Consider the following 26,201-nt stretch of genomic DNA (forward strand, 5'->3'; position numbering starts at 1 on the left):
ACGGCCCCGCAGACGAACAACCGCCCAACCCGCGGAGCGCTACGCGTCGCCGCCGGCAGCACCGGGGTCAGCCGCCGAAACATCCAGCAACTGATACCGGTCGATCGCCTGCTTCAGCACCGACCGATCGACCTTCCCCTCCCGAGCCAACTCCGTCAGCACCCCCACCACGATCGACTGCGCGTCGATGTGGAAGAACCGCCGAGCCGCCCCACGCGTATCCGCGAACCCGAACCCGTCCGCACCCAGGGACTGGTAAGTCCCCGGCACCCACCGAGAGATCTGGTCCGGAACGGACCGCATCCAGTCGGAAACGGCCACGAACGGACCCTCGGCGCCACTCAGCTTCCGCGTCACATAAGGGACCCGCTGCTCCTCCTCGGGATGCAGCAGATTGTGCTGCTCCACCGCGACCGCCTCGCGCCGCAGCTCGTTCCAGGAGGTCGCCGACCAGACGTCCGCCCGTACGTTCCAGTCCTCCGCGAGGATCCGCTGCGCCTCCAGCGCCCACGGCACCGCGACACCGGACGCGATGACCTGCGCCGGGATGGTGCCCGAAGTCCCCTGGCCCACGCGGTGGATGCCCTTGAGGATGCCGTCGACATCGACGTCCTCGGGCTCGGCCGGGTGCTGGATCGGCTCGTTGTAGACGGTGAGGTAGTAGAAGACGTCCTCGCTGTCCGGCCCGTACATCCGGCGCAGCCCGTCCTGCACGATGTACGCGATCTCGTACGAGTACGCCGGGTCGTACGCCACACAGCCCGGGTTCGTCGAGGCGAGCAGCTGCGAGTGGCCGTCGGCGTGCTGAAGGCCCTCGCCGGTCAGAGTCGTACGCCCGGCGGTCGCGCCGAGGACGAAACCGCGCGCCAACTGGTCGGCCATCTGCCAGAACTGGTCGCCGGTGCGCTGGAAACCGAACATCGAGTAGAAGACGTACACCGGGATGAGCGGCTCGCCGTGCGTCGCGTACGCCGAGCCGGCGGCGATCAGCGAGGCCGTGCAGCCGGCCTCCGAGATGCCGTCGTGCAGCATCTGACCGGTCGGCGACTCCTTGTAGGCGAGGAGCAGCTCGCGGTCCACGGCCTCGTACTGCTGGCCGAGCGGGTTGTAGATCTTCGCGCTCGGGAAGAACGAGTCCATGCCGAACGTGCGGTACTCGTCCGGCGCGATCAGCACGAAACGCTTGCCGATCTCCTTGTCCCGCATGAGGTCCTTGAGCAGCCGGACGAACGCCATGGTCGTGGCGATCGACTGCTGACCCGAACCCTTCTTCACACTCGCGTACGTCTTTTCCGCGGGCAGCGTCAGCGGCTTGGCGCGGACGACGCGGGTCGGGACATAACCGCCGAGCGACTTGCGGCGGTCGTGCATGTACTGGATCTCTTCCGAGTTCCGGCCCGGGTGGAAGTACGGCGGCGCGCCGCCCTCCAGCTCCTTGTCGGAGATCGGCAGGTGCAGCCGGTCGCGGAAGCCCTTGAGGTCGGCCGCGGTCAGCTTCTTCATCTGGTGCGTGGCGTTGCGGCCCTCGAAGTTGGGTCCGAGCGTCCAGCCCTTGACCGTCTTGGCGAGGATGACGGTCGGCTGGCCCTTGTGCGCCTTGGCCGCCGCGAACGCCGCGAAGATCTTCCGGTGGTCGTGGCCACCGCGCCCCAGGTGCAGCACCTGGTCGTCGGTCATGCCCTCGACCATCGCGCGCAGCCGGGTGTCGTCACCGAAGAAGTGGTCGCGGATGTACGCGCCCGTCTCGGTGGCGTACGTCTGGAACTGTCCGTCGGGGGTGGTGTTCATCTTGTTGACGAGCACGCCGTCCCGGTCCTGCGCGAGCAGCGGGTCCCAGCTGCGGTCCCAGACCAGCTTCACGACGTTCCAGCCGGCGCCCCGGAACTGCGACTCCAGCTCCTGGATGATCTTGCCGTTGCCGCGCACCGGGCCGTCGAGCCGCTGGAGGTTGCAGTTGACGACGAAGGTCAGGTTGTCGAGGCCCTCGCGGGCGGCGATGGACAGCTGGCCGAGCGACTCCGGCTCGTCCATCTCGCCGTCGCCGAGGAACGCCCACACATGCGACTTGGAGGTGTCCGCGATGCCGCGCGCCTCCATGTAGCGGTTCATCCGCGCCTGGAAGATCGCGCCGAGCGGGCCGAGGCCCATCGAGACGGTCGGGAACTCCCAGAAGTCCGGCATCAGCCGCGGGTGCGGGTACGAGGACAGGCCGTACGGCGCCTTCGACTTCTCCTGGCGGAACGCGTCGAGCTGCTGCTCGCTGAGCCGGTCGAGCAGGAACGCGCGGGCGTAGATACCGGGGGAGGCGTGCCCCTGGAAGAAGATCTGGTCGCCGCCGTCGCCCTCGTCCTTGCCCCGGAAGAAGTGGTTGAAGCCCACGTCGTAGAGGGAGGCGGAGGAGGCGAAGGTCGCGATGTGGCCGCCGACGCCGATACCGGGCCGCTGGGCGCGCGAGACCATCACGGCCGCGTTCCAGCGGGTCGCGTTGAGGATGCGGCGCTCGATCTCCTCGTTGCCGGGGAAGAAGGGCTCGTCCTTCGTCGCGATCGTGTTGACGTAGTCCGTGCTCCGCATCTCGGGCACGGCCACGCGCTTCTCGCGGGCCCGCTCGATCAGCCGCAGCATCAGATAGCGGGCCCGCTCCCGGCCGCGTTCGTCAACCGCGGCGTCGAGGGAGTCGAGCCACTCCTGGGTTTCTTCGGGATCGAAGTCAGGAACCTGACTCGGAAGGCCGCCAATGATGATCGGGTTGCGATCTGATCCGGAAGCCACGCTGTTCCTTCGCTCTCGGGAGACTTGATCCGGGGCACGCTGTGGGCCTGCCCTGGGGCTGCGAATGCACTGGTCCCCATCGTGTACCCCGAGGCCGGGTACGTCACCTCTACTCAGAGGTAGCCCCGGAGGAGGTGTTCTGGGCCGGGGTGGTCGCAGCCAAATCGCAACGATACGCCCAGTCCGTGACGTGTTCCGTAAAGCGATTCGGATCTCGCACGTATGTGTGAGAGGTTCGGGAGTCACTCGGGAGCAGCAAAACCGCAAAGCGGGCAGAATGGTGTGTTGTGCGTCACTTGTTCCCGGGAACCGCTGTGTGAAGTTGCGGCGACACCGCCAGGATCGTCACCGTTTCGGCGGTCTGAACGGCCGGGTACTTGCGCGATCCGCCCCGCCCGTGTGGACTACGGCCAATGCTTCGCGCACGCGCGTGGCTGGACATTTCTCGAACATGATCAGGAGGCAACCCGTGAGCGCGACCGCGGACCACGCGGAGGAGCGGACTAACCCTGCCGCAAGGCTGGGGTTCCAGCCCGAGCAGGTGGTCCAGGAGATCGGCTACGACGACGACGTCGACCAGGAGCTCCGCGAGGCCATTGAGGAAGTCATCGGCAGCGATCTCGTGGACGAGGAGTACGACGACGTCGCAGATGCCGTGGTGCTGTGGTTCCGCGACGAGGACGGCGACCTGACCGATGCGCTGGTGGACGCCACCACGTACATCGAAGAAGGCGGCGCGATCCTGCTCCTCACGCCCAAGACGGGCCGTGACGGCTACGTGGAGCCGAGCGACATCTCTGAAGCCGCGACGACGGCGGGTCTGTCGGCGACGAAGAGCGTCAGTGTGGGCAAGGACTGGAGTGGGAGTCGTCTGGCGACACCCAAGGCAGCGAAGTCCAAGAAGTAATCCTCAATCGCCGGACGGGCTGGATAACTCCGGCCCGTCCAATGGCTTCAGTGGGTGCTCACTAGGGTGTTCTCACCCGAACAGCCCACCGAAGGGATACGGATCATGGCGATCGAGGTCGGCGACAAGGCCCCGGACTTCGAGCTCAAGGACAATCACGGCGCCACCGTGCGGCTCTCCGACTTCCGTGGCGCGAAGAACGTGGTGCTGCTCTTCTATCCCTTCGCCTTCACCGGCGTCTGCACCGGCGAGCTGTGCGACCTGCGGGACAACCTGCCGAGGTTCTCCGACCGCGACACCCAGGTGCTCGCCGTCTCCAACGACTCCATCCACACCCTGCGCGTCTTCGGCGAGCAGGAGGGCTTCGAATACCCCCTGCTGTCCGACTTCTGGCCGCACGGCAACATTTCGCGTGCGTACGGCGTCTTCGACGAGGACAAGGGTTGCGCGGTGCGCGGGACCTTCATCATCGACAAGGAGGGTGTCGTGCGGTGGACCGTCGTCAACGGCCTGCCCGACGCGCGTGACCTGAACGAGTACGTGAAGGCCCTCGACACCCTGTGATTCTTCGGGTCCAAGCCCTGCGTGGGGCGGGAACCCGTCACTAGGATCTGCACGTTGATCCGATAACGGCGCACGACGGGGCACACCGCCCCCGGCGGCAGACGAGACACCAATGGAGGACTCGTGGGAGTCAGCCTCAGCAAGGGCGGCAACGTATCGCTGACGAAGGAGGCCCCGGGTCTCACCGCGGTCATCGTCGGTCTGGGGTGGGACATCCGTACCACCACCGGCACCGACTTCGACCTCGACGCCAGCGCGATCCTGACGGGCGCGGACGGCAAGGTCAGTTCCGATGCCAACTTCGTGTTCTTCAACAACCTCAAGAGCCCGGACGGCTCGGTCGAGCACACCGGTGACAACACCACCGGTGAGGGCGAGGGCGACGACGAGCAGATCAAGGTCAACCTCGCGACGGTCCCGGCCGACATCGACAAGATCGTGTTCCCGGTCTCGATCTACGACGCCGAGAACCGCCAGCAGTCCTTCGGCCAGGTCCGCAACGCCTTCATTCGCGTCGTGAACCAGGCCGGCGAGGCCGAGCTGGCGCGCTACGACCTCTCCGAGGACGCCTCGACGGAGACCGCCATGGTCTTCGGCGAGCTGTACCGGCACGGCGCGGAGTGGAAGTTCCGCGCCATCGGCCAGGGGTACGCCTCCGGCCTGCGCGGTATCGCGCAGGACTTCGGAGTGAACGTCTGAGCCGGACTCTCTCCGGCTCCGTCGTCCGGCGTCGCATCTCTCGGTGCGGCGCCGGACGTGCTCAGTCCCGCGATCCACGCAGATCGCAAGGCTTCACCTCGGGGAGGACCAGCAGCATGGGCGTCACGCTTGCCAAGGGGGGCAATGTCTCCCTCTCCAAAGCCGCACCGAACCTCACCCAGGTGTTGGTCGGGCTCGGCTGGGACGCGCGTTCCACCACCGGCGCGCCGTTCGACCTGGACGCCAGCGCGCTGCTGTGCGGGAACGGTCGGGTCCTCGGCGACGAGTGGTTCATCTTCTACAACCAGCTCACCAGCCCCGACGGCTCGGTCGAGCACACCGGCGACAACCTCACCGGTGAGGGCGAGGGCGACGACGAGTCGCTGATCGTCGACCTCCCCAAGGTGCCGGCCGCCTGCGACAAGATCATCTTCCCGGTCTCGATCCATGACGCCGACAACCGCGGCCAGACCTTCGGCCAGGTCAGCAACGCCTTCATCCGGGTCGTCAACCAGGCCGACGGCCAGGAACTGGCGCGCTACGACCTGAGCGAGGACGCGTCGACGGAGACCGCCATGATCTTCGGGGAGCTGTACCGCTACCAGGGCGAGTGGAAGTTCCGTGCAGTAGGACAGGGGTACGCGTCGGGTCTGAGGGGCATCGCTCTAGACTTCGGAGTCAACGTTTCGTAAAGCCGAGTACGGCAGCGGGGGAGACCCGTAAACACACGATTGGGTAGCCAGTGATTCTGAAAACCTTCGGCTGGTCGTTCGCGGTCACCGCGCTCGGCCTGGTCGCGGCGGTCTTCTACGGGGGGTGGACCGGCTTCGGGATCGTGGCGATCCTCTCCATCCTCGAAATCTCGCTGTCCTTCGACAACGCGGTGGTCAACGCCGGCATCCTGAAGAAGATGAGTGCCTTCTGGCAGAAGATCTTCCTCACCGTCGGTGTCCTCATCGCCGTCTTCGGTATGCGACTCGTCTTCCCGGTCGTGATCGTCGCCATCAGCGCGAAGATCGGTCCCATAGACGCGGTCGACCTCGCGCTCAACGACAAGGACCACTACCAGGAACTGGTCACCGACGCGCACCCGGCGATCGCCGCCTTCGGTGGCATGTTCCTGTTGATGATCTTCCTCGACTTCATCTTCGAGGACCGTGACATCAAGTGGCTCGGCTGGCTGGAACGCCCGCTGGCCAAGCTCGGCAAGATCGACATGCTGTCGGTCTGCATCGCCCTGATCGTGCTCATGATCTCCGCGATGACCTTCGCGACCAACGCCCACCAGCACGGTGGCGCCCACGTCGACAAGGCGCAGACGGTCCTCATCTCCGGCGTCGCCGGTCTGATCACGTACATGATCGTCGGGGGGCTCTCCGGCTACTTCGAGAACAAGCTGGAGGAAGAGGAGGAACGCGAGCACGAGGAGGAGGAAGAGGCCGAGCGCACCGGCAAGAAGAAGCCGGCGATCGTCCTCGCGGGCCAGGCCGCGTTCTTCATGTTCCTGTACCTCGAAGTCCTCGACGCGTCCTTCTCCTTCGACGGTGTCATCGGCGCCTTCGCCGTCACCAACGACATCGTGCTGATGGCCCTGGGCCTCGGTATCGGCGCGATGTACGTCCGGTCGCTCACGGTCTACCTGGTCCGCCAGGGCACCCTCGACGACTACGTCTACCTGGAGCACGGCGCGCACTACGCGATCGGCGCCCTCGCCGGCATCCTCCTCGTCACCATCCAGTACGAGATCCACGAGGTCATCACCGGCCTGGTGGGCGTCGTCCTGATCGCCTGGTCCTTCTGGTCGTCCGTGCGCCGCAACACCAAGCTGGCAGCGGCCGAGGGAAAAGCGGCGGGCTCGGACGAGAAGACTGAGGTCTCGTCCGGGGTGTGACAACCTCCGGTGTGAGGGAACGCTCTGAGCGGGGCGGCTACGAGGAATCGTCCTCGTCGGCCGCCCCGTGGCATTGACGGGCAGCGGTGCGGTGGTACTGACGGACTTGCGGGGGCTGGACGGGTGGGGGCGGGATGAGTTTCTGGGACGACCTGTGGCGCGGCCGGTCGATGGAGTTCGACGCGGGCAGTGCGGCGAGCAACTCCATCGAGCTGACCAAGCGACACCAGCGGGTCTCGCTCACCAGGCAGGGCGCCGCGACCGGGCATCTGCGCATCAACCTGTCCTGGCGAATGCGTACGTCGGACATCGGCGGCCCCAAGCGGCAGAGCCTGTGGCGGCACCCCTTCCAGGCCCTGAAGCCGGAGGAGGTCCAGGGCCACACCCAGAGCATGGTGAACGTCGACCTGGACCTGGGGATCCTGTACGAGCTGGCCGACGGCACCAAGGGGGTCGTACAGCCCCTGGGGGGCTTCCTCGGTGACACGAACGCGCCGCCGTACGTGAAGCTGAGCGGGGACGACCGGTTCGGGTCGGCGTCGGGGGAGACGGCGTACGTCAATCTTGACCACCGGGACGAGATCAAGAGGTTGCTGGTCTTCGTCTACATCTATGACCAGACGCCGGCGTTCGATCGTACGCACGCGATCGTCACGCTGTATCCGAGCAATGGGCCGCGGATCGAGATAGGCCTTGATGAGCGGCACTCGCAGGCTCGGTCCTGTGCGGTGGTGATGATCGAGAACGTGAAGAACGAGTTGATCGTTCGGCGGGAAGTGAAGTTCGTCTACGGGTTCCAGGCGGAGCTTGATCGGTTGTACGGGTGGGGGTTGCAGTGGGGGCGGGGATACAAGACGAAGGCTGAGCGGTGAACTTCGGGTGCGGGTCCGCTGTGGCTGGTCGCGCAGTTCCCCGCGCCCCTTTGGGGCGCTCCCTTACCGTCCGATGAACTGTGGGCCTTGGGGCGGTAGGTGGAAGTCCGGGGACGGGGAGGTTCCTACCGTTTGGGGGTAGCCGTAGGCCGGTTGGTTGGTGTTCGTGGTGGTGGGCTGGGGGTAGCCGTAGGCCGGCTGGGGCGGGAGTGTGGGGGGTTGCTGGACCGTCGTGGCCGCCGCGGGGTCCGTTGTCGGGGTCGCCTCGGGGAACGGTTCCCCGGTCGCCGGCGGGTCCTCCACCGAGATACCGAAGTCCGTCGCCAGGCCCTCCAGGCCGTTCGAGTAGCCCTCGCCCAGGGCGCGGAACTTCCAGCCCTCGCCGCGGCGGTACAGTTCGCCGCAGATCAGGGCCGTCTCCTCGCCCGTCTCCGGCTTGACGTCGAAGTACGCCAGCGGTTCGCCGTCCGCGACCGTACCGTCGTACAGCAGGATGCGCAGGGAGCGTACGCGGTCGAAGGCGACGCCGTCCGCGGAGGCGACGAGCAGAATCTGTCCGACTCCCGACTCGACACCGGCCAGATCCGTCTGGATCGTGTCGGTCAGGCCCTCGGCCACCCTTTTCTTGCCGAGGCGCCAGACCTTGCCCGAGGGGTGGCGGGGCTGGTTGTAGAAGACGAAGTCCTCGTCGGAGCGCACACGACCGTCGGGGCCGAGGAGCAGCGCCGAAGCATCGACATCCGGAACCCCCGGCCCGGGCGTCCAGCGCAGCACGGCGCGCACCGTCGTGGCTTCGAGCGGGACGTTCGACCCCTTCAGCATCGCGTGCGTCATGCGGTCATCCTGCCCTCTCGGTCCTGGTCACGACAACGCGGGGGCACCGGTTCCGCGGGTCGGGTCGCGAGTGTTCGCCGCCCGGCTGTGCTTGTCCGTGGCTTGCCTGTGTTTGTCTGCGTTACCTGAACTTCATTCTCAGTGGGAACCCCTGACATGGATCCCTACGTACTATTACCGGCCACCCATCAACACCCGATCCACACTCGACCGGCAGTCCAGCCGCCACGGGGGAGTTTCATGCGTCATTTCGGGCACATCGCCCCTGAGGTACGACAGCGTCTGTTCCACCAGGAGCCGTGCGAGTTCACCGCCGACTCCCCGGCCCGGCTGCTCGCCACGGCCCTCGGGGCCACCCTGTACAGCCCGGCCACCCGCCCGCGCCTCGCCGAGGCCGTCGTCAAACAGGTCGCCCGCGGTGTCGTCTCGATGGTGCTGTGCCTGGAGGACTCGATCGACGACTCGGAGGTCGCGGACGCCGAGGAGAACCTCGTGCGGGAACTGGGCCTGCTCGCCGAGCGCCCCGACGCCGCCACCGGGCTGCCGCTGCTGTTCGTCAGGGTCCGTACGCCCGAACAGATCCCCGACCTCGTCCAGCGCCTCGGCCCCGCCGCCCGGCTGCTGTCCGGGTTCGTGATGCCGAAGTTCACCGAGGAACGCGGGATGCCGTTCCTGGAGGCCCTCGCCGACGCCGAGGCCGCCAGCGGCCACCGGCTGTTCGGCATGCCCGTGCTGGAATCCCCCGAGCTGCTGTACCGGGAGACGCGCGTAGAAACCCTGGAGGGCATCTCCCGCGCCGTCGACAAGTACCGCGACCGCGTCCTCGCCCTGCGCCTCGGCGTCACCGACTTCTGCTCCTCGTACGGGCTGCGCAGAGCCCCCGACATGACGGCGTACGACGTCCAGGTCGTCGCCTCCGTCATCGCCGACGTCGTCAACATGCTGGGGCGGGCCGACGGCACCGGGTTCACCGTCACCGGGCCCGTCTGGGAGTACTTCCGGGTCCAGGAGCGCATGTTCAAGCCGCAGCTGCGCCGCAGCCCCTTCCTGGACGGCCAGGCCGAGGAACTCCGCGAGAAGCTCATCGAGCACGCCATGGACGGGCTGCTCCGCGAGATCACCCTCGACCAGGCCAACGGTCTGCTCGGCAAGACCTGCATCCACCCCTCGCACGTACTGCCGGTGCACGCCCTGTCCGTGGTCAGCCACGAGGAGTTCAGCGACGCCCAGGACATCCTGCGGCCCGAGCGCTGCGGCGGAGGTGTGCTGCGGTCGGCGTACACGAACAAGATGAACGAGGTGAAGCCGCACCGCGCCTGGGCCGCGCGGACGCTGCTGCGCGCCGAGGTCTTCGGCGTCGCCAACGAGGACATCGGCTTCGTGGAACTGCTCGCCGCCGGCATCCCCGACTGACCCGTCCGTCTTCCCCCCACCATCCACTAGGGACTCATGAACAACGCAGTGCACAACGGGGTCTGGTCCGGCACCTGGGTCGCCGAGCGGCTCGGTGTCGAGCTGGTCGGCGACGACGGGCTGCGCGAGCTGCTCGGCCTCGCCCTGCGGCGCAACCCCAAGCGGGCGCACCTGCTGGTGTCGAACGTGCTCGGCAAGCACGTCCCGCAGTCCCCGGCCGTCGTCTACGGCCACGGCTTCGCCCTCGGCAGGAGGGTCCGCGAGCTGCTGGGCGCCGACGAGTCCCGGCGCGCGGTCGTCCTCGGGTACGCGGAGACGGCCACCGGGCTCGGCCACTGCGTCGCCGACGGTGTGGGCCTCGCGCCCTACCTCCACTCCACCCGGCGCCCCGTCGACGGCGTCGCCCAGGCGGGCGGCTTCGAGGAGTCCCACTCGCACGCCACCTCCCACCTCCTCCTCCCGGAGAACCCCACCCTGCTGGCCGGCCCCGGCCCCCTGGTCCTCGTCGACGACGAGTTCTCCACCGGCAACACGGTCCTCAACACCGTCCGAGCCCTCCACGAGCGCTACCCACGCGAGCGGTACGTCATAGTCGCCCTGGTCGACATGCGCTCGGCCGCCGACGCCGGTCGCCTGGACGAGTTCGCCGACGAGATCGGCGCCCAAGTCGACCTGGTCAGCGCCGCCAACGGAACGGTTCGCCTGCCGGAGGGTGTGTTGGAAAAGGGCCAAGAACTAGTCGAGCGGTACGAAGACCCCCTAGGGGCGCGGGGAACTGCGCGAACGGCCCCCACCGGCCCGCAGCCGCCCCACAACCTCCTCACCCGAGTCGATCTGCGCTGGCCCGCCCGACTGCCGGACGGCGGACGGCACGGGTTCACGCCGGGCCACCGAATACGCCTGGAGAGCGCGCTGCCGGCGATGGCCGCAAGGCTCGCCGAAACCCTCCCCGCAGACGCCCACCGCATCCTCGTCCTCGGTTTCGAAGAGCTGATGTACGCCCCCCTCCGCCTCGCCCGAGAGCTGGAGCAGGTGATGGAGGGCGTCGAGGTCCGCTACTCGACGACAACCCGCTCACCCGTCCTCGCCGTGGACGACCCGGGCTACGCGATCCGCAGCCGCCTTGTCTTCCCGGCCCACGACGACCCGGCCGACGGCCCCGGCGAGCGCTACGCCTACAACGTGGCCGGCGCCGGCTTCGACGCCGTCGTCGCGGTGGTCGACTCCACCGCCGACACGCCCGAACTCCACGCCTCCGACGGCCTGTTGGCCACGCTCGCCGCGCACACGCCGAACGTCGTGCTCGCCGTCGTCCCCTCGTACGTACCCGCACGCCCGCACGTTTCCGAAAGGCCCGCCATGCTGCCCGAGCCCCTCCGCGGACCCGCGTTCTCCTCGTACCCACCGGACGAGGTCGGCTGGCTGCTACAGGATCTCTCGGACGTCACCCTGGAGGCGCCCGTCGAGGAGCGCGAGGAGGCCATCCAGGCGGGCGGCGCCCACTACGCCGAGTCGCTGCCGGTCGAGTACCAGCCCAGCGACCAGTACCAGGAGCTGTTCCGCGCCGCCCTCGACACCTCCGCCGCCCGTATCGCGCAGGCCGTCGGTGTCGTGACCGAGCTGGTGCTCGCCGAACGGTCGCCGCGCCCGGTCCTGGTGTCGCTGGCCCGCGCGGGCACCCCGGTCGGCGTGCTCATGCGCCGCTGGGCCAAGTACCGGCACGGGCTCGAACTGCCCCACTACGCCGTCTCCATCGTCCGGGGCCGGGGCATCGACGCCAACGCGCTGCGCTGGCTCGCCGCCCACCACGACCCCGCCGACGTCGTGTTCGTCGACGGCTGGACCGGCAAGGGCGCCATCACCCGCGAACTCGCCGACGCCATCAAGGAGTTCGAGGCGAACGGCGGCGCGACCGGCTTCGACCCGGAGATCGCCGTGCTCGCCGACCCGGGCTCCTGCGTACGGACGTACGGCACCCGGGAGGACTTCCTCATCCCCTCCGCATGCCTCAACTCGACCGTCTCCGGCCTGATCTCACGAACCGTGCTGCGCGCGGACCTGGTCGGCCCGAACGACTTCCACGGCGCCAAGTTCTACCGCGAACTCGCCGGTGCGGACGTGTCGGTGGACTTCCTGGACGCCGTCGAGGCCCGCTTCCCGGTGGCCGCCCTGGAGGTCCTCGCCCTCACGAAGAAACTCCTCGACTCGGACCGCACCCCGACCTGGGAGGGCTGGGCGGCAGTTGAGCGGATCAGCGAGGAGTACGAGATCCACGACGTGAACCTCGTCAAGCCCGGCGTCGGCGAGACCACCCGGGTGCTGCTGCGCCGCGTCCCCTGGAAGATCCTGGCCCGGGCCGGAGCGGGCGCCGACCTCGACCATGTACGCCTGCTCGCCGAGCAGCGGGGCGTACCGGTCGAGGAGGTGGCCGAACTCCCGTACACCTGCGTGGGGTTGATCCACCCCAAGTACACGCGCGGCGCGACCGGTGCCAACGGCAGGGCGGTGTCGGTATGAGTCCCGTCCTGGTCGCCAGCGATCTCGACCGTACGCTCATCTACTCCGCCGCGGCCCTCGCGCTGACCATGCCGGACGCTCGCGCGCCCCGGCTGCTCTGCGTCGAGGTGCACGAGGCCCGGCCGCTGTCGTACATGACGGAGACGGCCGCCGGACTGCTCACCGAGCTCGGCGACGCGGCCGTCTTCGTACCGACGACCACGCGGACCCGTAAGCAGTACCAGCGGATCAACCTGCCGGGTCCTGCGCCGAAGTACGCGATCTGTGCGAACGGCGGGCACATCCTTGTCGACGGTGTCGCCGACGAGGAGTGGCATGCCCAGGTACAGGGACGGCTCGCGGACGAGTGCGCGTCCCTGGACGAGGTCCGGGACCATCTCTCCGCCACCGCCGATCCGCTCTGGGTGCGTAAGCACCGCGTCGCGGAGGACTTCTTCGCCTACCTTGTCGTCGAGCGTGAGCTGCTGCCCGAGGAGTGGGTGAAGGAGCTGGCGGTGTGGGCGGAGGTGCGTGGCTGGACGGTCTCCTTGCAGGGCCGCAAGATCTACGCCGTGCCGAAGCCGCTCACGAAGAGCGCGGCTATGCGCGAGGTCGCGCGTCGTTCCGGGGCGCTGCGTTCCCTTGCTGCCGGGGACTCTCTCCTTGACGCCGACTTGCTCCTCGCTGCCGATCAGGGCTGGCGGCCGGGGCATGGTGAGTTGGCGGAGACCGAGTGGAACGCCGATACGGTCATCGCGCTTCCCGAGCGAGGGGTTGCTGCGGGGGAGCGGATTCTTCGGGAGTTTCTGCGCGAGGTGCGCTAGCGCCCCGCTGGGGGTGCCGCGAGGGGTTGTTGGGTTGGTGCGGCGCCGTCGTGGCTGGTCGCGCAGTTCCCCGCGCCCCTTTGGGGCGCCTCCGCACAGCCACGAAGACCAGCACCGCCAGCGCCGCCCCTGCCAGCACCACCTTCGAGTAGGCGGAGACGACGGTCGTCACCTCTGTCCAGTTGTCGCCCAGTAGGTAGCCCGCGCAGACGAAGGCCGTGTTCCACAGGGCGCTGCCCAGGGTGGTGAGGGTGAGGAAGACGGGCAGGGGCATGCGTTCCACGCCTGCCGGTACGGAGATCAGGCTGCGGAAGACCGGGATCATCCGGCCGAAGAACACCGCCTTCGTGCCGTGTCGCAGGAACCACGCCTCGGTCTTCTCGATGTCCGTCACCTTGACCAGCGGCAGCCGGGCGGCGAGGGCGACGGTGCGGTCGCGGCCGAGGAGCGCGCCGACCCCGTAGAGGGCGAGCGCACCGACGACCGAGCCGGCCGTGGTCCAGAGCAGCGCGGCGAGCAGGCTCATCCGGCCCGTGCTCGCCGCGAAGCCGGCCAGCGGCAGGATGACCTCGCTGGGCAGCGGCGGGAAGAGGTTCTCCAGCGCGATGGCGAGGCCCGCGCCGGGGGCGCCCAGCGTGTCCATGAGGTCGGCGACCCATTGGGGTGCGCCCGGCGTGGCTGTCGTCATACGGCCACGCTAGGGAACCCGACCTGAAGGGACCCTGAAGGTCCCCAGGGGGCTCCCTAGGTGGCTGGGGTTCAGTTGCAGCAGCCTCCGCCGCAGCAACCGCCTCCGCCGCCTGCTCGGGGCGCCGACGACGGTGCGGAGGCCGAGCCGCCGACTGCCACCGTCGACAGGAGCTTCACCGTGTCGTCGTGGCCGGAGGGGCAGTCCGCGGGGGCGGCCGACTCGGCCATCGGGCGGCTGAGTTCGAAGGTGTCGCCGCAGGTGCGGCAGCGGTACTCGTAGCGAGGCATGCGGACAGGTTAGTCCCCAATTGCTCGCCGTGCGGAGCCCGGTGGTTCCGATCGTGATCCTTTTTGTTCATTCCCCATGTGGAGAACCTGCGAAGATCGCTGATAATTTGTGTACGCCGCGATGAGCCGTGAGGCCGGGGAATTCGGGGTTTTCGTGGAGTGCGGAGGACTGTGTCGTGACTCAGGAACCGGGTGAATCGGACGTCACTCTGCAATTACGGATATCCGCCCCGGGGAACAGACGGAAAGCCCGATTGGCTCGTAAAGCGGTCCGCAGGTTTTCTCTCCCCTCGCCGAAGTATCCGCGGCCCGGCCGTACCGGCTGGCGGCGCTGGATTCCGTCCTGGCGGCAGTGGCTGGGCGGCGCGGTCGCGTCCGTGGGGCTGAGCGTGCTGCTCCTGGGCATCGCCTACGCGGCCACCGACATTCCCGACAACCTCAACTCGTACGCCACCCAGCAGGACAATGTGTACTTCTGGTCCGATGGGACTCCTATGGCCCGTACCGGCTTCGTGCAGCGGCAGGCGATGCCGTTGAACGAAATACCCGAGGACGTCCGCTGGGCGGTGCTCGCCGCCGAGAACGCGAGTTTTTACAGTGATTCCGGCATTTCCGTCAAGGGCATCAGTCGTGCCCTTTTCCGTACCGTCGGCCAGGGAGACACCCAGGGCGGATCCACGATCACCCAGCAGTACGTCAAGAACGTCTACCTCAGCCAGGAGCAGACGGTCGGCCGGAAGTTCACCGAGGCGATGATCGCCCTCAAGCTCGACAACCGGATGAGCAAGGACGACATCCTGGAGGGCTACCTCAACACCAGCTGGTTCGGCCGCGGCTGCTACGGCATCCAGCGCGCCGCCCAGGCCTACTACGGCAAGGACGTCAGCGAACTCGACGCCGGCGAAGGCGCGTTCCTCGCCTCCCTCCTCAAGGGCGCCGGACTCTACGACCCGACCCTGAGCAGCGCCAACCGTGCCCGAGCCGTCGAGCGCTGGTCCTGGACCCTCGACCGGATGGTCGACATCGGCAGGCTGACGAAGGCCGAGCGGGCCACGTACACGAAGTTCCCCGAGCCGCTGAAGAGCAGCCCGCTCTACGACACCGGTGAGCAGACCGACTACCTGGTGGAAGTGGCCTCGCAGTACGCCAAGAAGGCCGGGGGGATCTCCGACAAGGACTTCGACCTCGGGGGCTTTCAGGTGTACACGACCTTCGACCGCACCCGGGAGCGCAAGCTCGCCGACGCCGTGACCAAGGCCCGCGCGCAGGCCGTCAAGGACGACCCGGACGCGGTGAAGACCGCGCACTACGGGGCCGCCTCGGTGACCGCCGACGGGCGGATCCTCGCGGTCTACGGCGGCCCCGACCACCGTACGCAGGGCTACAACGAGTCCAACTCGACCACCGTGCCCGCCGGTTCGGCCTTCCTGCCGTTCGTGTACGCTGCCGGCCTGGAGCACGGTGTCACCAAGAGCCGGGACGACGAAGCGACACGTGTCACCGGGGAGTCCCTGTACGACGGGAACGACGACGTTCCGGTCACCACCCCCGAAGGGCCCTACTGGGACCGCAGTGGCAGGAAGGTGACCGCCAGCAACGACGGCGACCTGTCCTACGGCCGGATCTCCCTGCACCGGGCGCTGGAGCTGTCCGTGAACACACCGTTCATGCAGCTCGGCATGGACACCGGCCTGGACAACGTGCGCGTGACCGCCGAGGCCGCCGGGCTGCTGCCCTCCAGCATCGGGGCGCAGGTGCCCGCGCTGTCGATGGGCACCTCCACGCCCAGCGCGATCCGGATGGCCGGCGGCTACACGACCTTCGTCGCCGGTGGCCTGCGGACCGAGCCGTACTCGGTCCGCAAGGTCACCCGCAACGGCCTCGGCGTCCCCCTGGACGCCCCCACCCCGACCCGCGCGATCGGCGCCGACGTGGCCGCGGAGGTCACCTCGGCGCTCACCGACGCCTTCCGCACCGCCCATCCCGCTGCCGCCGCGTCGACCGACGCGAAGGTGGCCGGGAAGGCGGGCACCACACCGGACGACACCGCCTCCTGGTACGTCGGCACGCACAAGTTCGTGTCCACGGCCGTCGTCGTCTACCGCATCGACCTGGCCAAGAGCCTCGAACCGCTGCCGTTGGAGGGCCTCGCAGGCACCGCCGACGACAGCGTTCCGTACGACATCTGGTCAGGTGCCATGGGCCCGCTCGGCTGACCACCGGCGGGGCCCCCACCCCCCTCGAAATGAGCAGCACATGAGACAACCGTCGGGCCGCCGTCGCAAGGCCCCGGCAACGCCTCCCCCCACCCCCACCAGCCGCCCGCGCATCGCGGCGTTCCTGACCGTCGCGTCCCTGACGCTCGCGTCACTGACCGCCGCCTATCTGACGCTGGGCCGCACCGACCGCACCGCACCGACTGCCACCGTGGGGCACGGGGGAACCGTGAAAGCCTCCGCGAAGGCGACCGAAGAACCGAAGTGGGACGGCAGGACCCAGGTCCTGGGGGACGGTTCCACCTCGTACACCGGGCCGCAGCAGGGCCGGTTGAAGCCGGTACCGCTCAAGCCCGGTGAGAAACCACCCCAGTTCGTCGTCTTCTCCTGGGACGGCGCCCTCGCGGGCGACGACGAACTCTTCGCCCACTACCTGGAGTTGTCCGAGAAGTACGACGCCCACATGACGTACTTCCTCACGGGCATCTACCTGCTGCCCAAGAGCAGGGCCGACCTCTACCAGCCCCCGCAGCACCCCGAGGGCTCGGCGGCGATCAGTTTCCCCACCGACGACCACATCCGCACCACCCTCGACAAGCTCGCCAAGGCGTGGCAGGCGGGCAACGAGATCGGCACCCACTTCAACGGACACTTCTGCGGCGAGAAGGGCGGCGGCGACTGGAGCGTCGCCGAGTGGAAGAGCGAGATCGACCAGTTCTTCTCCTTCGTGGAGAAGTGGAAGACCAACACCGGCTACACCGACCTCGCCCCGCTGCCGTTCGACGTCAAGGAGGAGGTCACCGGCGGGCGCGCGCCCTGTCTGGAGGGCCAGGCGAACCTGCTGAAGGCCGCCGAGAGCTACGGCTGGCGCTACGACGCCAGTTCCGCCGGTGACTTCCAGATCTGGCCGGCGAAGAAGAACGGCATCTGGGACTTCCCGCTCCAGATGCTCCCGTACGAGGGAGGCAACTACCAGGGCCTGTCCATGGACTTCAACTTCCTCTACAACCAGTCCGACGGCGAGACCGACGGCGCCCCGGCCAACTATCCGCAGTGGCAGCAGGAGACCGTCGACGCCTACATGGCGGGCTTCGACCGGGTGTACTACGGCAGCCGCGCCCCGCTGTTCATCGGCAACCACTTCGAGGAGTGGAACGGCGGGATCTACATGAAGGCCGTCGACGAGGTCATGGCGACCATGTGCACGAAGGCGGACGTCAAGTGCGTCTCCTTCAAGGAACTCGCCGACTGGCTCGACGTCCAGACCCCCGCGACCCTGGAGCGGCTGCGCGGCCTGGACCCGGCGCAGTCGCCGGACTGGTCGACCGTCGTGAAGTGACCGCCCCGACCTGACGACTCGTCAACTCCCTTACGGGCAAAGGGTATCCCCGTTCACGGGACCTTCACAGGGCATGCAAAAATTCCACGACCCGGCATCCCCCATTGCCGGGCAAGAGGGGAAACATTCGTGAACTCAAGGAACATGGGCCGTACGCGCGGTCGCGCCGCGACAGTCGTCGCGGCGGCTGCCTCGGCCGCCGTGGGCGCGGCACTGCTGCCTGCCGGAAGCGCGAGCGCGGCGGACCAGCAGGTGGACCAGCGGACCAGGGCCACCTTCCAGCGCCTGGCCGACGCGGTCCTCACCGACCGTACGGACGCGCTGGTCGACGGCGCGCAGGGCGACCGGAAGGAGCCGCTGACCAACGGCTTCTCCGGTGACGTCCGGCTGTCCGCCGCACTGGCCCGCAGCGAGGGCGCCGCACTGTCCTCGCTGGAGACACGCAAGAACCGCCTCGCCGCACTCGGCGAGAGGTACAGCAAGGCCGACACCGCTGTCACCCTGGACAGCACCCGCCTCCAGGGCGGCAAGGCCGAGGTCGAGGTCACCGAGACCACGACCCTGACCTACGAGAAGGTCCGCGGCGACGAACCGGCGACCACCGGCTTCCGGGCCCACCACCGGCTGACGTTCACCGCCGACGCACGCGGCGACTGGCAGCTGACGGGCATCCGGGGCACGGATGTGGCCGCCGGTGCGGCGGTGAACCAGCCGTCGGTCGCCGCCACCGTCGCCACGGTGGCCGCCGCCGACGACACCATGCCCGACGCCCCCCGCGCGGCCACCACCAGCCCGGCACCGGCCAACGTCAAGAAGCTCACCGGCGGCGCCTACGACTACAAGGCCATGGCCACCTACGCCGAGAAGTACTGGAGCACCTACAACCCCGACTACCCGAACTTCAACGGGCACGGCGCGGGCGGCGACTGCACCAACTTCGTCAGCCAGTCCCTGAAGGCAGGCGGCTGGAAGCACGCCCCCGGCTATGTCTACGACTACACCAAGTGGTTCGGCAACGCCGAGATCCAGTCGGACTCGTTCGTCGGCGTCAACGAGTGGTCCTGGTTCGCCCAGAACTCCAAGCGCACGACCAGCCTCGCGAACGTCTTCCAGATGGACGTCGGTGACGTTCTCCAGATGGACTTCGAGCGGGACGGCTCCAAGGACCACACGATGATCGTCACGTACCGCAACGCCCAGGGCGTGCCGTACCTGACCTACCACTCGGCCAACACCTACCGCAGGTCGCTGACGAGCATCCTCGCGTCGGAACCGAACGCCTGGTACTACGCCTACCGCACCTGACCGACCCGGTCCCGCCGCTCCGGCCCTTCACCGGTCCGGGGCGGCGGGCCCTCCCTGCCTCGCACGCACACTCAGTGGGCGGTGGTCCCGCGTTCCTCCCGGATCCGGGACACCACACCGGCCACCGCCTGCCGCACGGCCTCCGTCTCCGTCAGGAAGTGCCAGTAGTCGGGGTGCCGCCCCTCCAACGAGGCGATCGCCCGTTCCAGCCGGGCCACCGACTCGTCCAGCGGCCGGGCGTCCCGGGGATCCGGCGTGTTGCGCCCCGACATGGCCAGCCGCTGCGCGTCCCGGATCGCGAAGCGCGTACGGTCGATCTCGCCCTGCGGGTCCTTCTGTACGGCGTTCAGCCGCCGCAGCCGCTCCCCGGCCGCCGACACCGCCTCGTCGGTGGTGTTCAGCAGCGCGCGCACCGTCGACAGCAGTGCCGTCGCGTCCGGCCAGCGCTGGGCGTCCCGTGCTGCCTGCGCCTCCTTGAGCTTCGCCTCGGCCTGCCGTACGTGGTCCGTGGCCTGCTCCGGCACGAGCTGGAGGTCCTGCCAGCAGGCCGCCGAGAACCGCCGCCGCAGCTCGCTCAGCACCGGCTGCACCTGCCCCGACCGGGTGGTCAGCGCCTCGGCGCGGGTACGCAGGGACACCAGCCGGTGGTCGATCTCGGCCGCCCGCTCCGGCAGCCGCTCCGCCTCCGCCCGCACCGCCTCCGCCTCACGCGCGACCCGGTCGGCCCGCTCCAGCGTGTCCGGTACGCCGTGCTGCCCCGCGCCCTGGTTCAGCCGCGTCAGCTCGGGCCCGAGGGCGGCGAGCCTGGCGGCCAGGTCGTCCGCCCGCAGCCCCGATCCCCGTACCGCGTCCAGGGCGTTCGACGCGGCCAGCAGCGACTGGCGGGCGCGCTCCACGGAGGGCGCGAGCCGGGCCAGCTGGGTCTCGGCCTTGCCGAGCAGCGGCCCGAGCCCGTCCGCGAAGCGGTCCAGGTCCTGCTTGACCCGCCCCAGCTCCTCCTTGGCCCGGGTCAGCTCGGCACGGGCGTGGGTGGCGGCCGAGGCCTCCAGGTCGTCGCGGTCGAGATCGTGTGCGTCGATGGCGGTGATGTACTGCCCGCTGGCCTCGTCGATCCGCCGCCCGAGCCCCTCGAAGTCGGCGACCGCGCGCCGGGCGGCGGGGGTGTCGTCGACGGCCTTGATGGTCTCTATCGAGATCCGCAGATCCCGCTGGGCGGTGTCCAGTTCGTAGAAGGCAGCGGCGGCGGCGTCCTTCGCGGCCTGCGCCTCGGCACGCTGGCTCTCGGCCCGGCCGCCGAACCACCGCCGCGTACCGCCCCCGGCGAAGGCGGCGGGCACGGCGAGCAGCAACGGCAACGGCAGCAGTACGAGCGTCAGCGCGTCCCGGGCGGCGGCGCGCACGCCGGTGCGGCGGGCCTCGGGCGGGCGGTGCGGTGCGGTGTTCTCCGGGGGAGGGGGCGGCTGGTGCGCGCGTGACGCAAGCGGCGCAATCGGCGTGTACGGCTCAGAAGTGGTCGCCGTCACATCCCTCTCCCGTGCTGTGATCTGCCCTGCCCGGTTCATTCTCCCACCGGTTGAGGACGAACACACGGCCCGGTCGGTTCGCGCTGCGCGTACCAAGTCGCACAACGGGTCGTGTATCGGGTCGCGCAGCGCGACCCGACCGGGCCGCCGGAGAGCCACTCGTGCTTGATCCCGCTACCTGTCCTTGGGGCGCGGACGGTTTCGGACCGCCGACATCCGCCTTGTAAGGGCGGCGCTCCACCGCTGAGCTATGCGCCCGGGACGGGTCGGACGGGTCGCGTATCGGGTCGCGTACCCAGGACGACCCGGACCGCCGCAGGGCTCACTGCGCGGCAGCCCGCACCCGTATGCTCCCGTCCTGCGTCTTCGCGGACACCACATGCGTACTGTGCTTGTCGCGCGGTACGGACACCTTCACGGAGCCGTCGTCGGAGTCCGCCGTCACGCGGTACGTCTCCCGGGGCAGCTCGATCGTGAGCGAGCCGTCGTCGCTGCTCGACTCGACCAGGTCCGGCACGGCGGCCAGTTCGAGCCGCACCGAGCCGTCCTCGGAGTGCGCCCGCACCTGCCGGGAGCGCACATCGACGGCGCGGATCGAACCGTCGTCGGTGTACAGCTTCAGCGGCCCGGTGGAGTCCTTGACGGTGACCGAGCCGTCCTCGGAGCGGATGTCCAGAGCCCGGTCGAAGCCGCGCGCGGTGACGCTCCCGTCCCCGGTCCGCACGACGACGGAGACCCCGCGCGGGACCTCGACCCGGTGCTTGGCGGAGCAGTCGGCGACCACGCCCGAGCACTTCACCCGCAGCTCCAGCCGGTCGTCCTTCATGGACCAGGACACCTTGGGATCCTTGCCGAGGGCGACGGAGCCCTGGAACCAGCGGGTGACCTCTATCCGGCCCGACCTGTTCGCGTCGGCGGCGACGATGTCGAGCGCGGAGTCGTTCGAGTCGACGGTGAGCGTGCGCCCCTCCAGGGCGAAGGAACGCTGCTCCGGATCCTTGTCGTCCCCCGCGGACGCGCAGGCCGACGCGGTGACGACGAGCGCGGCCACGACGCCGGCGATGGCGACGCCCCGGGTGCTGGTGCGGGCACGCGTGCGCTGAACTGCTGATCGGGCCATGGTCCTTCTCCCCCTGAGACGGACGCGGGGCCGGTGATCGGCGATCGGTGGAGCCGGCCCTGCGACACCCTTCGACCGTACGGAGCGGGCGCCCACCGGGGCATCCGGGACGCTCCCCGATGTGTACGGGGGAAAACCCCCGAATCCGAGCCCGGGGATCTCAGGGTCGGTTACGGGTTTGCGAGGCAGTGCCCCGGGCAATGTAGGCTGACGACTCGTCCTGGGCGCGTAGCTCAGTGGTAGAGCGCCGCCCTTACAAGGCGGATGTCGGCGGTTCGAAACCGTCCGCGCCCACCAGGATCAGCAAGAGGCCTCCCGGCGGTTCCGCCGGGGGGCCTTTTCGTATGGCTTCGTATGGCTTCGTGCGGCGAGTGTGGTGAACGCGACCTTCGGATCGGCCCCGTACCCACGCCGGTTATCGTGAGCGGCAGTGCCGGTGGGATCAGAGGGGTTGCCGTGTCGCACGTGTCGGACGAGGGACGGCTCATCGCCGGGCGGTACCGGCTGACCGAGCAGATCGGCCGTGGCGGCATGGGCACGGTCTGGCTGGCCGCCGACGAGATGCTCAACCGCCGGGTCGCGCTCAAGCGGCTGCACGAGGACTCGCGGTTCGCCGACGACGAGCTGGCCCTGATGTACGAGCGCACCCGCCGCGAGGCGCAGAGCGCGGCCCGGATCGCGCACCCGAACGTGGTCGTCGTCCATGACGTCGTCGAGGACGACGGGCTGCCCTGCATCGTGATGGAGTACGTCCCTTCCACCACCCTGGGCGCCCTGCTCAAGAGCGGCGGAACCGTTTCGCCCGAGGAGGCCGCCCGCGTCGGCCGGGGCATGGTCGGCGCGCTGCGGGCCGCTCACGAGGCGGGCGTACTGCACCGTGACGTGAAGCCGGGCAACGTCCTGCTCACCGAGGGCGGCCGGGTCGTTCTCACCGACTTCGGCATCGCCACGGCGACCGGGACCAGCACCCTCACCCGGACCGGCGAGATCGTCGGCTCCATCGACTACATGGCACCGGAGCGCATCCAGGGCGACACCCCCGGCCCCGCCTCCGACCTCTGGGCGCTCGGCGCCACCCTCTACCAGGCGGTGGAGGGACAGCCGCCGTTCCGCAGGCTGACGCCGGTCGAGACGGCGTACTCCATCGTCACCGCCCCCGTGGAGCCGATGAAGCAGGCCGGACCGCTGGAGCCGCTGATCACGGCCCTGCTGGCCAAGGACCCGGCCGAGCGGCCCTCGGCGGAGGAGACGGAACTGGCGCTGCGGGCGGTCACCGAGGACACGGAGCCGCGCGCGTGGACGGCGTCCGGCCCGATGTCGATACCGGGACGGGGCGCGGATCCCGACCGCACCGGCGGCACCCGGAGGCGGACCGGCACCGGAAAGGCGGCTCCCGTACCGCCCCGCAAGGGTCGCGGTCGCCGCACCGTCCTCTGGAGCGCGGTCGCGGTGATCCTGGTCGCCGGGGCCACGGCGGGCGGCCTCCACTACCTGAACTCGCCCGGCGACGACGGCACGCGGAGCGCGGGCTCGGCGCCGAGTCCCACCCCGACGTACGCCCCCTCGCCCGTCCCCGACGGCTACCACCTGGTCACGGAGAAGGCGCTCGGCGTCGCCTTCCCGGTGCCGGACGGCTGGACGCTGAGCAAGCGGACGTCCGGCGACGTCGTCTACGTCGACGAGACCCGGCTGGTCGGCCTCACCATCGGCATCGTCGACCCCGCGGGCGACACCCTGGCGCACTTCAAGGACATCGAGGCGAACACGAAGATCAACTATCCCGGGGGCAAGTACCGCAAGCTCTACATGCAGCGCACCACTTACCGGGGCCAGAAGGGCGCCATCTGGGAGTTCACCTTCCGGGGCCGGGAGCGTGTCTTCCACGCCATCAACCTCGGCTTCGGGCAGGAGGGCGGCCGGGAGTACGACATCTACGTCTCCGCGCCCGAGAAGCAGTGGGACACCTTCCGGCCGGTCTTCGACCGGGTGCGGGAAGGTTTCCGCACCACCTCCTGAGGATCACTCACCTCCTGAGGGTCACTCGCCGCACTCTTCGCGGTCCTCTCTCTCCTTGTGCGCGTGCTTGAGCCGCGTGCGTGCGTCCACCCGGTCCGGTCCCGTGACCTCGGCCCAGAAGCGGTGGCCGCTCACGAACACCGCCAGCTCGTGCTCCCGGCGGCGCAGTTTCTCCACCTCGGCCTGTTCGTCGGCCGTCCAGCCCGGTGACGCGGGGCGCTCCACCTTGCGCCAGCCGCCGGTGTCACTGAAACCGTCCAGCGGCTCGACCGACCAGGGGAGCCGCTTCAGCAGGGTCGACAGCTCGGCCCGGACCTGATGCAGCTCCTCCTGGCCCGCCAGGAGGTCACTCGGGAAGTCATAGGTCGTCGCCACGCGGCAATGGTACGCCTGTTCGATTTTGGGATGCGAGTTCCTTCGGGGACTTCCTCCCGGTCTTCACGCGAACGAGCGAAAGCGGTTCGCCCTCGTCTCGCTTGACGGGTATGCGTCATCTTCAAAATCTGGTAGGAAACTTTCCTAACAGAATGCGCGAACTACCGAACCCCACTCGGAGGCACCGTGCACACCCCCCACGTACACCACCCCTCACGCCGCGCCCTGCTCACTCTGATGGGCGCCTCGCTCGTGGCCGGCCCCCTCGTGGCGGCCCAGTCCGCCACCGCCACCTCCGCAGCCGTCGGTCTCGACGACCCGGCGAAGAAGGAGATCGCCATGCGGCTGGTGTCCAGCGCGGAGAACTCCTCGCTGGACTGGCAGGCGCAGTACCAGTACATCGAGGACATCGGCGACGGCCGCGGCTACACCGCCGGGATCATCGGCTTCTGCTCCGGCACCGGCGACATGCTCGACCTCGTGGAGCTCTACGCCCGGCGCCGGCCCGGCAACGCCCTGGCCGGATACCTGCCCGCGCTGCGCGATGTCAACGGCAGCGACTCGCACCAGGGCCTGGACCCGGGCTTCCCCGACGCCTGGCGGAGCGCGGCCCGGGACAGGGCGTTCCGGCAGGCGCAGAACGACGAACGCGACCGCGTCTACTTCAACCCGGCCGTCCGGCAGGGCAAGGCGGACGGCATCGGCGTCCTGGGCCAGTTCGCGTACTACGACGCCATCGTCATGCACGGCAACGGAGGCGACAGCACCAGCTTCGGCAGCATCCGCGGCCGGGCCCTGGCCAGGGCCAACCCGCCGGCGTGGGGCGGGGACGAGGTCAGGTATCTGAACGCGTTCCTCGACGCCCGGGTCTGGGCGATGAAACAGGAGGAGGCACACTCGGACACGAGCCGCGTCGACACGGCTCAGCGGGTCTTCCTCAGGGCGGGCAACCTGAACCTGGATCCGCCGCTGGACTGGAAGGTCTACGGGGACAGCTACCACATCGGCTGACACCGCCGTCGGGCCACGGGTCACGCGAACCCCGACGGCACAGGGCAACCGTCCTGCGCCGTCGGGGGACGAGGATCAGGGCGAGGGCGAGGAGGGTCAGTCGGTCCCGGCCGCCAGCTCCCGCACCACCCGCGTCGCCACCGGTACGTCCACACCGTGCCGTTCGGCCGCGCGCAGCAGGGCTCCGCCGATCGCGTCCAGCTCCAGCGGGCGGCCCGCCTCGGCGTCGCGCTGCATCGACGACCTGGTGGCCGGGGCGAAGTTGTCGTAGCGGGCCAGGGCCTGGGCGGGGTCCGAGGGCCCGCCGGAGGCCAGGCTCACCGCCGCCGTCTCCTCGACCAGGGCGGCCAGTTCGTCGCGGTGACGGGTGCGGACGTCGCCCAGGGGGAGCCCGTACCGGGTGGTGAGGAGGGCGAAGGGGGCCAGGAACGACATCTTCGCCCAGAGCGCCGCCGTCTCGTCGGACAGGACGCGGGTGACCGGCCCGGCGGCCGTGAAGACGGCGGCCAGTGTGTCGAGGTGCTCGCGTGGTACCGGGTCCCCGGCCAGGTCGATCTCGACGAAGGGGCTCGCGTGTTCGATCACGCCGGGTGCCGTACGGGTCGACTCGACGCGGATCACGGCCGGGGCGACACGGTCGGCACCGTAGCGGGCACGCAGTGCGGCCGGGTGTTCGACGCCGTTGAGGAACGGTACGACCAGAGCGTCGCCCAGCGCCTTCGCCGGGACGCGTTCCAGGGCGGCGTCGAGGTGGGTGTGCTTGACCGTGACGAGGACGGCGTCGACGGGGCCGGACGCCTCCGTCAGCCCGGTCGCCGCGTCCACCTCCGCCGTGAACTCGCCGAACCGGCCGCTGCGGACGTGGATTCCGTCCTCGCGGAGCGTGCGTGCGGTGTCCTCGCCGGACAGGCAGAGCACGCGGTGGCCGGCCCGGGAGAGCAGGGCGGCGAGGAGGCCGCCGACGCCTCCGGGGCCCAGTACGGCGATGGTGAGGGGATGGTCCGGCGTGTGGTCGTTGGAGGTCATGTCCTCCACAATCGGGGCGG

Annotated in this window: 22 protein-coding genes and 2 tRNA genes; 15 read left to right on the forward strand and 9 right to left on the reverse strand. The window is 69.3% G+C overall.

Annotation, left to right across the window (positions count from 1 at the left end; all coding sequences use genetic code 11):
- Positions 1-39: 39 nt before the first annotated feature.
- Positions 40-2,772, reverse strand: a complete 2,733-nt coding sequence (aceE, locus tag OG787_RS35110; protein ID WP_369034547.1) for a pyruvate dehydrogenase (acetyl-transferring), homodimeric type — start codon at positions 2,770-2,772, stop codon at positions 40-42.
- A 469-nt stretch (positions 2,773-3,241) separates the two neighbouring features.
- Here aceE and OG787_RS35115 point away from each other — a divergent pair, with 469 nt between their 5' ends.
- From OG787_RS35115 to OG787_RS35140, 6 genes are all read left to right on the forward strand, one after another.
- Positions 3,242-3,679 (forward strand): DUF3052 domain-containing protein, encoded by a 438-nt coding sequence (locus OG787_RS35115; protein WP_235479451.1) that lies wholly within the window; start codon positions 3,242-3,244, stop codon positions 3,677-3,679.
- A gap of 105 nt (positions 3,680-3,784) precedes the next feature.
- Positions 3,785-4,243, forward strand: a complete 459-nt coding sequence (locus tag OG787_RS35120) for a peroxiredoxin (protein ID WP_006382618.1) — start codon at positions 3,785-3,787, stop codon at positions 4,241-4,243.
- 123 nt (positions 4,244-4,366) lie between these two features.
- Positions 4,367-4,942 (forward strand): TerD family protein, encoded by a 576-nt coding sequence (locus tag OG787_RS35125; protein WP_235479452.1) that lies wholly within the window; start codon positions 4,367-4,369, stop codon positions 4,940-4,942.
- 116 nt (positions 4,943-5,058) lie between these two features.
- Positions 5,059-5,634 carry a TerD family protein gene (locus tag OG787_RS35130; protein ID WP_235479453.1) on the forward strand — a complete coding sequence of 192 codons (576 nt, stop codon included), beginning with the start codon at positions 5,059-5,061 and terminating at the stop codon, positions 5,632-5,634.
- Between the two features lie 50 nt (positions 5,635-5,684).
- A complete protein-coding gene (locus OG787_RS35135) occupies positions 5,685-6,833 on the forward strand; it encodes a DUF475 domain-containing protein (protein WP_369034546.1) in 1,149 nt (382 codons plus the stop codon).
- Positions 6,834-6,967: 134 nt separating this feature from the next.
- On the forward strand, positions 6,968-7,705 hold the full coding sequence (locus OG787_RS35140) for a Tellurium resistance (RefSeq protein WP_235479455.1): 738 nt from the start codon (positions 6,968-6,970) through the stop codon (positions 7,703-7,705).
- Positions 7,706-7,768: 63 nt separating this feature from the next.
- Here the strand turns inward: OG787_RS35140 and OG787_RS35145 are convergent, their stop codons facing one another.
- Positions 7,769-8,539 carry a TerD family protein gene (locus OG787_RS35145; RefSeq protein ID WP_369034545.1) on the reverse strand — a complete coding sequence of 257 codons (771 nt, stop codon included), beginning with the start codon at positions 8,537-8,539 and terminating at the stop codon, positions 7,769-7,771.
- 240 nt (positions 8,540-8,779) lie between these two features.
- Here OG787_RS35145 and OG787_RS35150 point away from each other — a divergent pair, with 240 nt between their 5' ends.
- From OG787_RS35150 to OG787_RS35160, 3 genes are read left to right on the forward strand one after another with little or no spacing between them, the layout of a single operon-like run.
- Complete coding sequence (locus OG787_RS35150) at positions 8,780-9,952, forward strand: HpcH/HpaI aldolase/citrate lyase family protein (protein WP_369034544.1); 1,173 nt, start codon at positions 8,780-8,782, stop codon at positions 9,950-9,952.
- A 36-nt stretch (positions 9,953-9,988) separates the two neighbouring features.
- The gene (locus tag OG787_RS35155; RefSeq protein WP_369034543.1) at positions 9,989-12,469 is read left to right on the forward strand and encodes a phosphoribosyltransferase; all 2,481 of its coding nucleotides are present in this window, start codon (positions 9,989-9,991) and stop codon (positions 12,467-12,469) included.
- Positions 12,466-13,272, forward strand: a complete 807-nt coding sequence (locus OG787_RS35160) for an HAD family hydrolase (RefSeq protein WP_405537901.1) — start codon at positions 12,466-12,468, stop codon at positions 13,270-13,272. Before OG787_RS35155 ends, OG787_RS35160 begins: the two co-directional genes overlap by 4 nt.
- Here the strand turns inward: OG787_RS35160 and OG787_RS35165 are convergent.
- A complete protein-coding gene (locus OG787_RS35165; protein ID WP_405537902.1) occupies positions 13,199-13,960 on the reverse strand; it encodes a DedA family protein in 762 nt (253 codons plus the stop codon). The genes OG787_RS35160 and OG787_RS35165 overlap by 74 nt on opposite strands.
- 71 nt (positions 13,961-14,031) lie before the next feature.
- Positions 14,032-14,250, reverse strand: a complete 219-nt coding sequence (locus tag OG787_RS35170; protein ID WP_405537903.1) for a zinc ribbon domain-containing protein — start codon at positions 14,248-14,250, stop codon at positions 14,032-14,034.
- Between the two features lie 254 nt (positions 14,251-14,504).
- Here OG787_RS35170 and OG787_RS35175 point away from each other — a divergent pair, with 254 nt between their 5' ends.
- The 3 genes from OG787_RS35175 to OG787_RS35185 all read left to right on the forward strand — a co-directional run bounded on the left by OG787_RS35175 (position 14,505) and on the right by OG787_RS35185 (position 19,110).
- Positions 14,505-16,466: a transglycosylase domain-containing protein gene (locus tag OG787_RS35175; RefSeq protein ID WP_405537904.1), complete on the forward strand. Its 1,962-nt coding sequence runs from the start codon at positions 14,505-14,507 to the stop codon at positions 16,464-16,466.
- Between the two features lie 40 nt (positions 16,467-16,506).
- Entirely contained in the window at positions 16,507-17,805 is a 1,299-nt protein-coding gene (locus OG787_RS35180; protein ID WP_369034538.1) for a hypothetical protein, read from the forward strand.
- A 129-nt stretch (positions 17,806-17,934) separates the two neighbouring features.
- Positions 17,935-19,110 carry an amidase domain-containing protein gene (locus OG787_RS35185; protein ID WP_405537905.1) on the forward strand — a complete coding sequence of 392 codons (1,176 nt, stop codon included), beginning with the start codon at positions 17,935-17,937 and terminating at the stop codon, positions 19,108-19,110.
- 71 nt (positions 19,111-19,181) lie between these two features.
- Here the strand turns inward: OG787_RS35185 and OG787_RS35190 are convergent, their stop codons facing one another.
- The 3 genes from OG787_RS35190 to OG787_RS35200 all read right to left on the reverse strand — a co-directional run bounded on the left by OG787_RS35190 (position 19,182) and on the right by OG787_RS35200 (position 21,753).
- Entirely contained in the window at positions 19,182-20,633 is a 1,452-nt protein-coding gene (locus OG787_RS35190) for a hypothetical protein (RefSeq protein ID WP_369034536.1), read from the reverse strand.
- A 186-nt stretch (positions 20,634-20,819) separates the two neighbouring features.
- Positions 20,820-20,891 (reverse strand) — tRNA-Val (locus OG787_RS35195).
- A gap of 64 nt (positions 20,892-20,955) precedes the next feature.
- A complete protein-coding gene (locus OG787_RS35200; RefSeq protein WP_405537908.1) occupies positions 20,956-21,753 on the reverse strand; it encodes a DUF4097 family beta strand repeat-containing protein in 798 nt (265 codons plus the stop codon).
- A gap of 222 nt (positions 21,754-21,975) precedes the next feature.
- On the opposite strand from OG787_RS35200, the gene OG787_RS35205 reads away from it, so the two are divergent.
- Together OG787_RS35205 and OG787_RS35210 are read left to right on the forward strand one after the other, a co-directional pair.
- Positions 21,976-22,050: transfer RNA gene (locus OG787_RS35205), tRNA-Val, on the forward strand.
- Between the two features lie 168 nt (positions 22,051-22,218).
- On the forward strand, positions 22,219-23,769 hold the full coding sequence (locus tag OG787_RS35210) for a serine/threonine-protein kinase (protein WP_405540680.1): 1,551 nt from the start codon (positions 22,219-22,221) through the stop codon (positions 23,767-23,769).
- Between the two features lie 21 nt (positions 23,770-23,790).
- Here the strand turns inward: OG787_RS35210 and OG787_RS35215 are convergent, their stop codons facing one another.
- Positions 23,791-24,144, reverse strand: a complete 354-nt coding sequence (locus OG787_RS35215) for a hypothetical protein (protein WP_405537909.1) — start codon at positions 24,142-24,144, stop codon at positions 23,791-23,793.
- 237 nt (positions 24,145-24,381) lie between these two features.
- Between OG787_RS35215 and OG787_RS35220 the strand changes: the two genes are divergently transcribed.
- Entirely contained in the window at positions 24,382-25,155 is a 774-nt protein-coding gene (locus OG787_RS35220; RefSeq protein ID WP_405540682.1) for a chitosanase, read from the forward strand.
- 96 nt (positions 25,156-25,251) lie between these two features.
- Here the strand turns inward: OG787_RS35220 and OG787_RS35225 are convergent, their stop codons facing one another.
- Positions 25,252-26,181: a ketopantoate reductase family protein gene (locus tag OG787_RS35225; RefSeq protein ID WP_405537910.1), complete on the reverse strand. Its 930-nt coding sequence runs from the start codon at positions 26,179-26,181 to the stop codon at positions 25,252-25,254.
- Positions 26,182-26,201: the final 20 nt, after the last annotated feature.

This window comes from Streptomyces sp. NBC_00075 (genome assembly GCF_045041225.1).
Classification (GTDB): Bacteria; Actinomycetota; Actinomycetes; order Streptomycetales; family Streptomycetaceae; genus Streptomyces; species Streptomyces adonidis.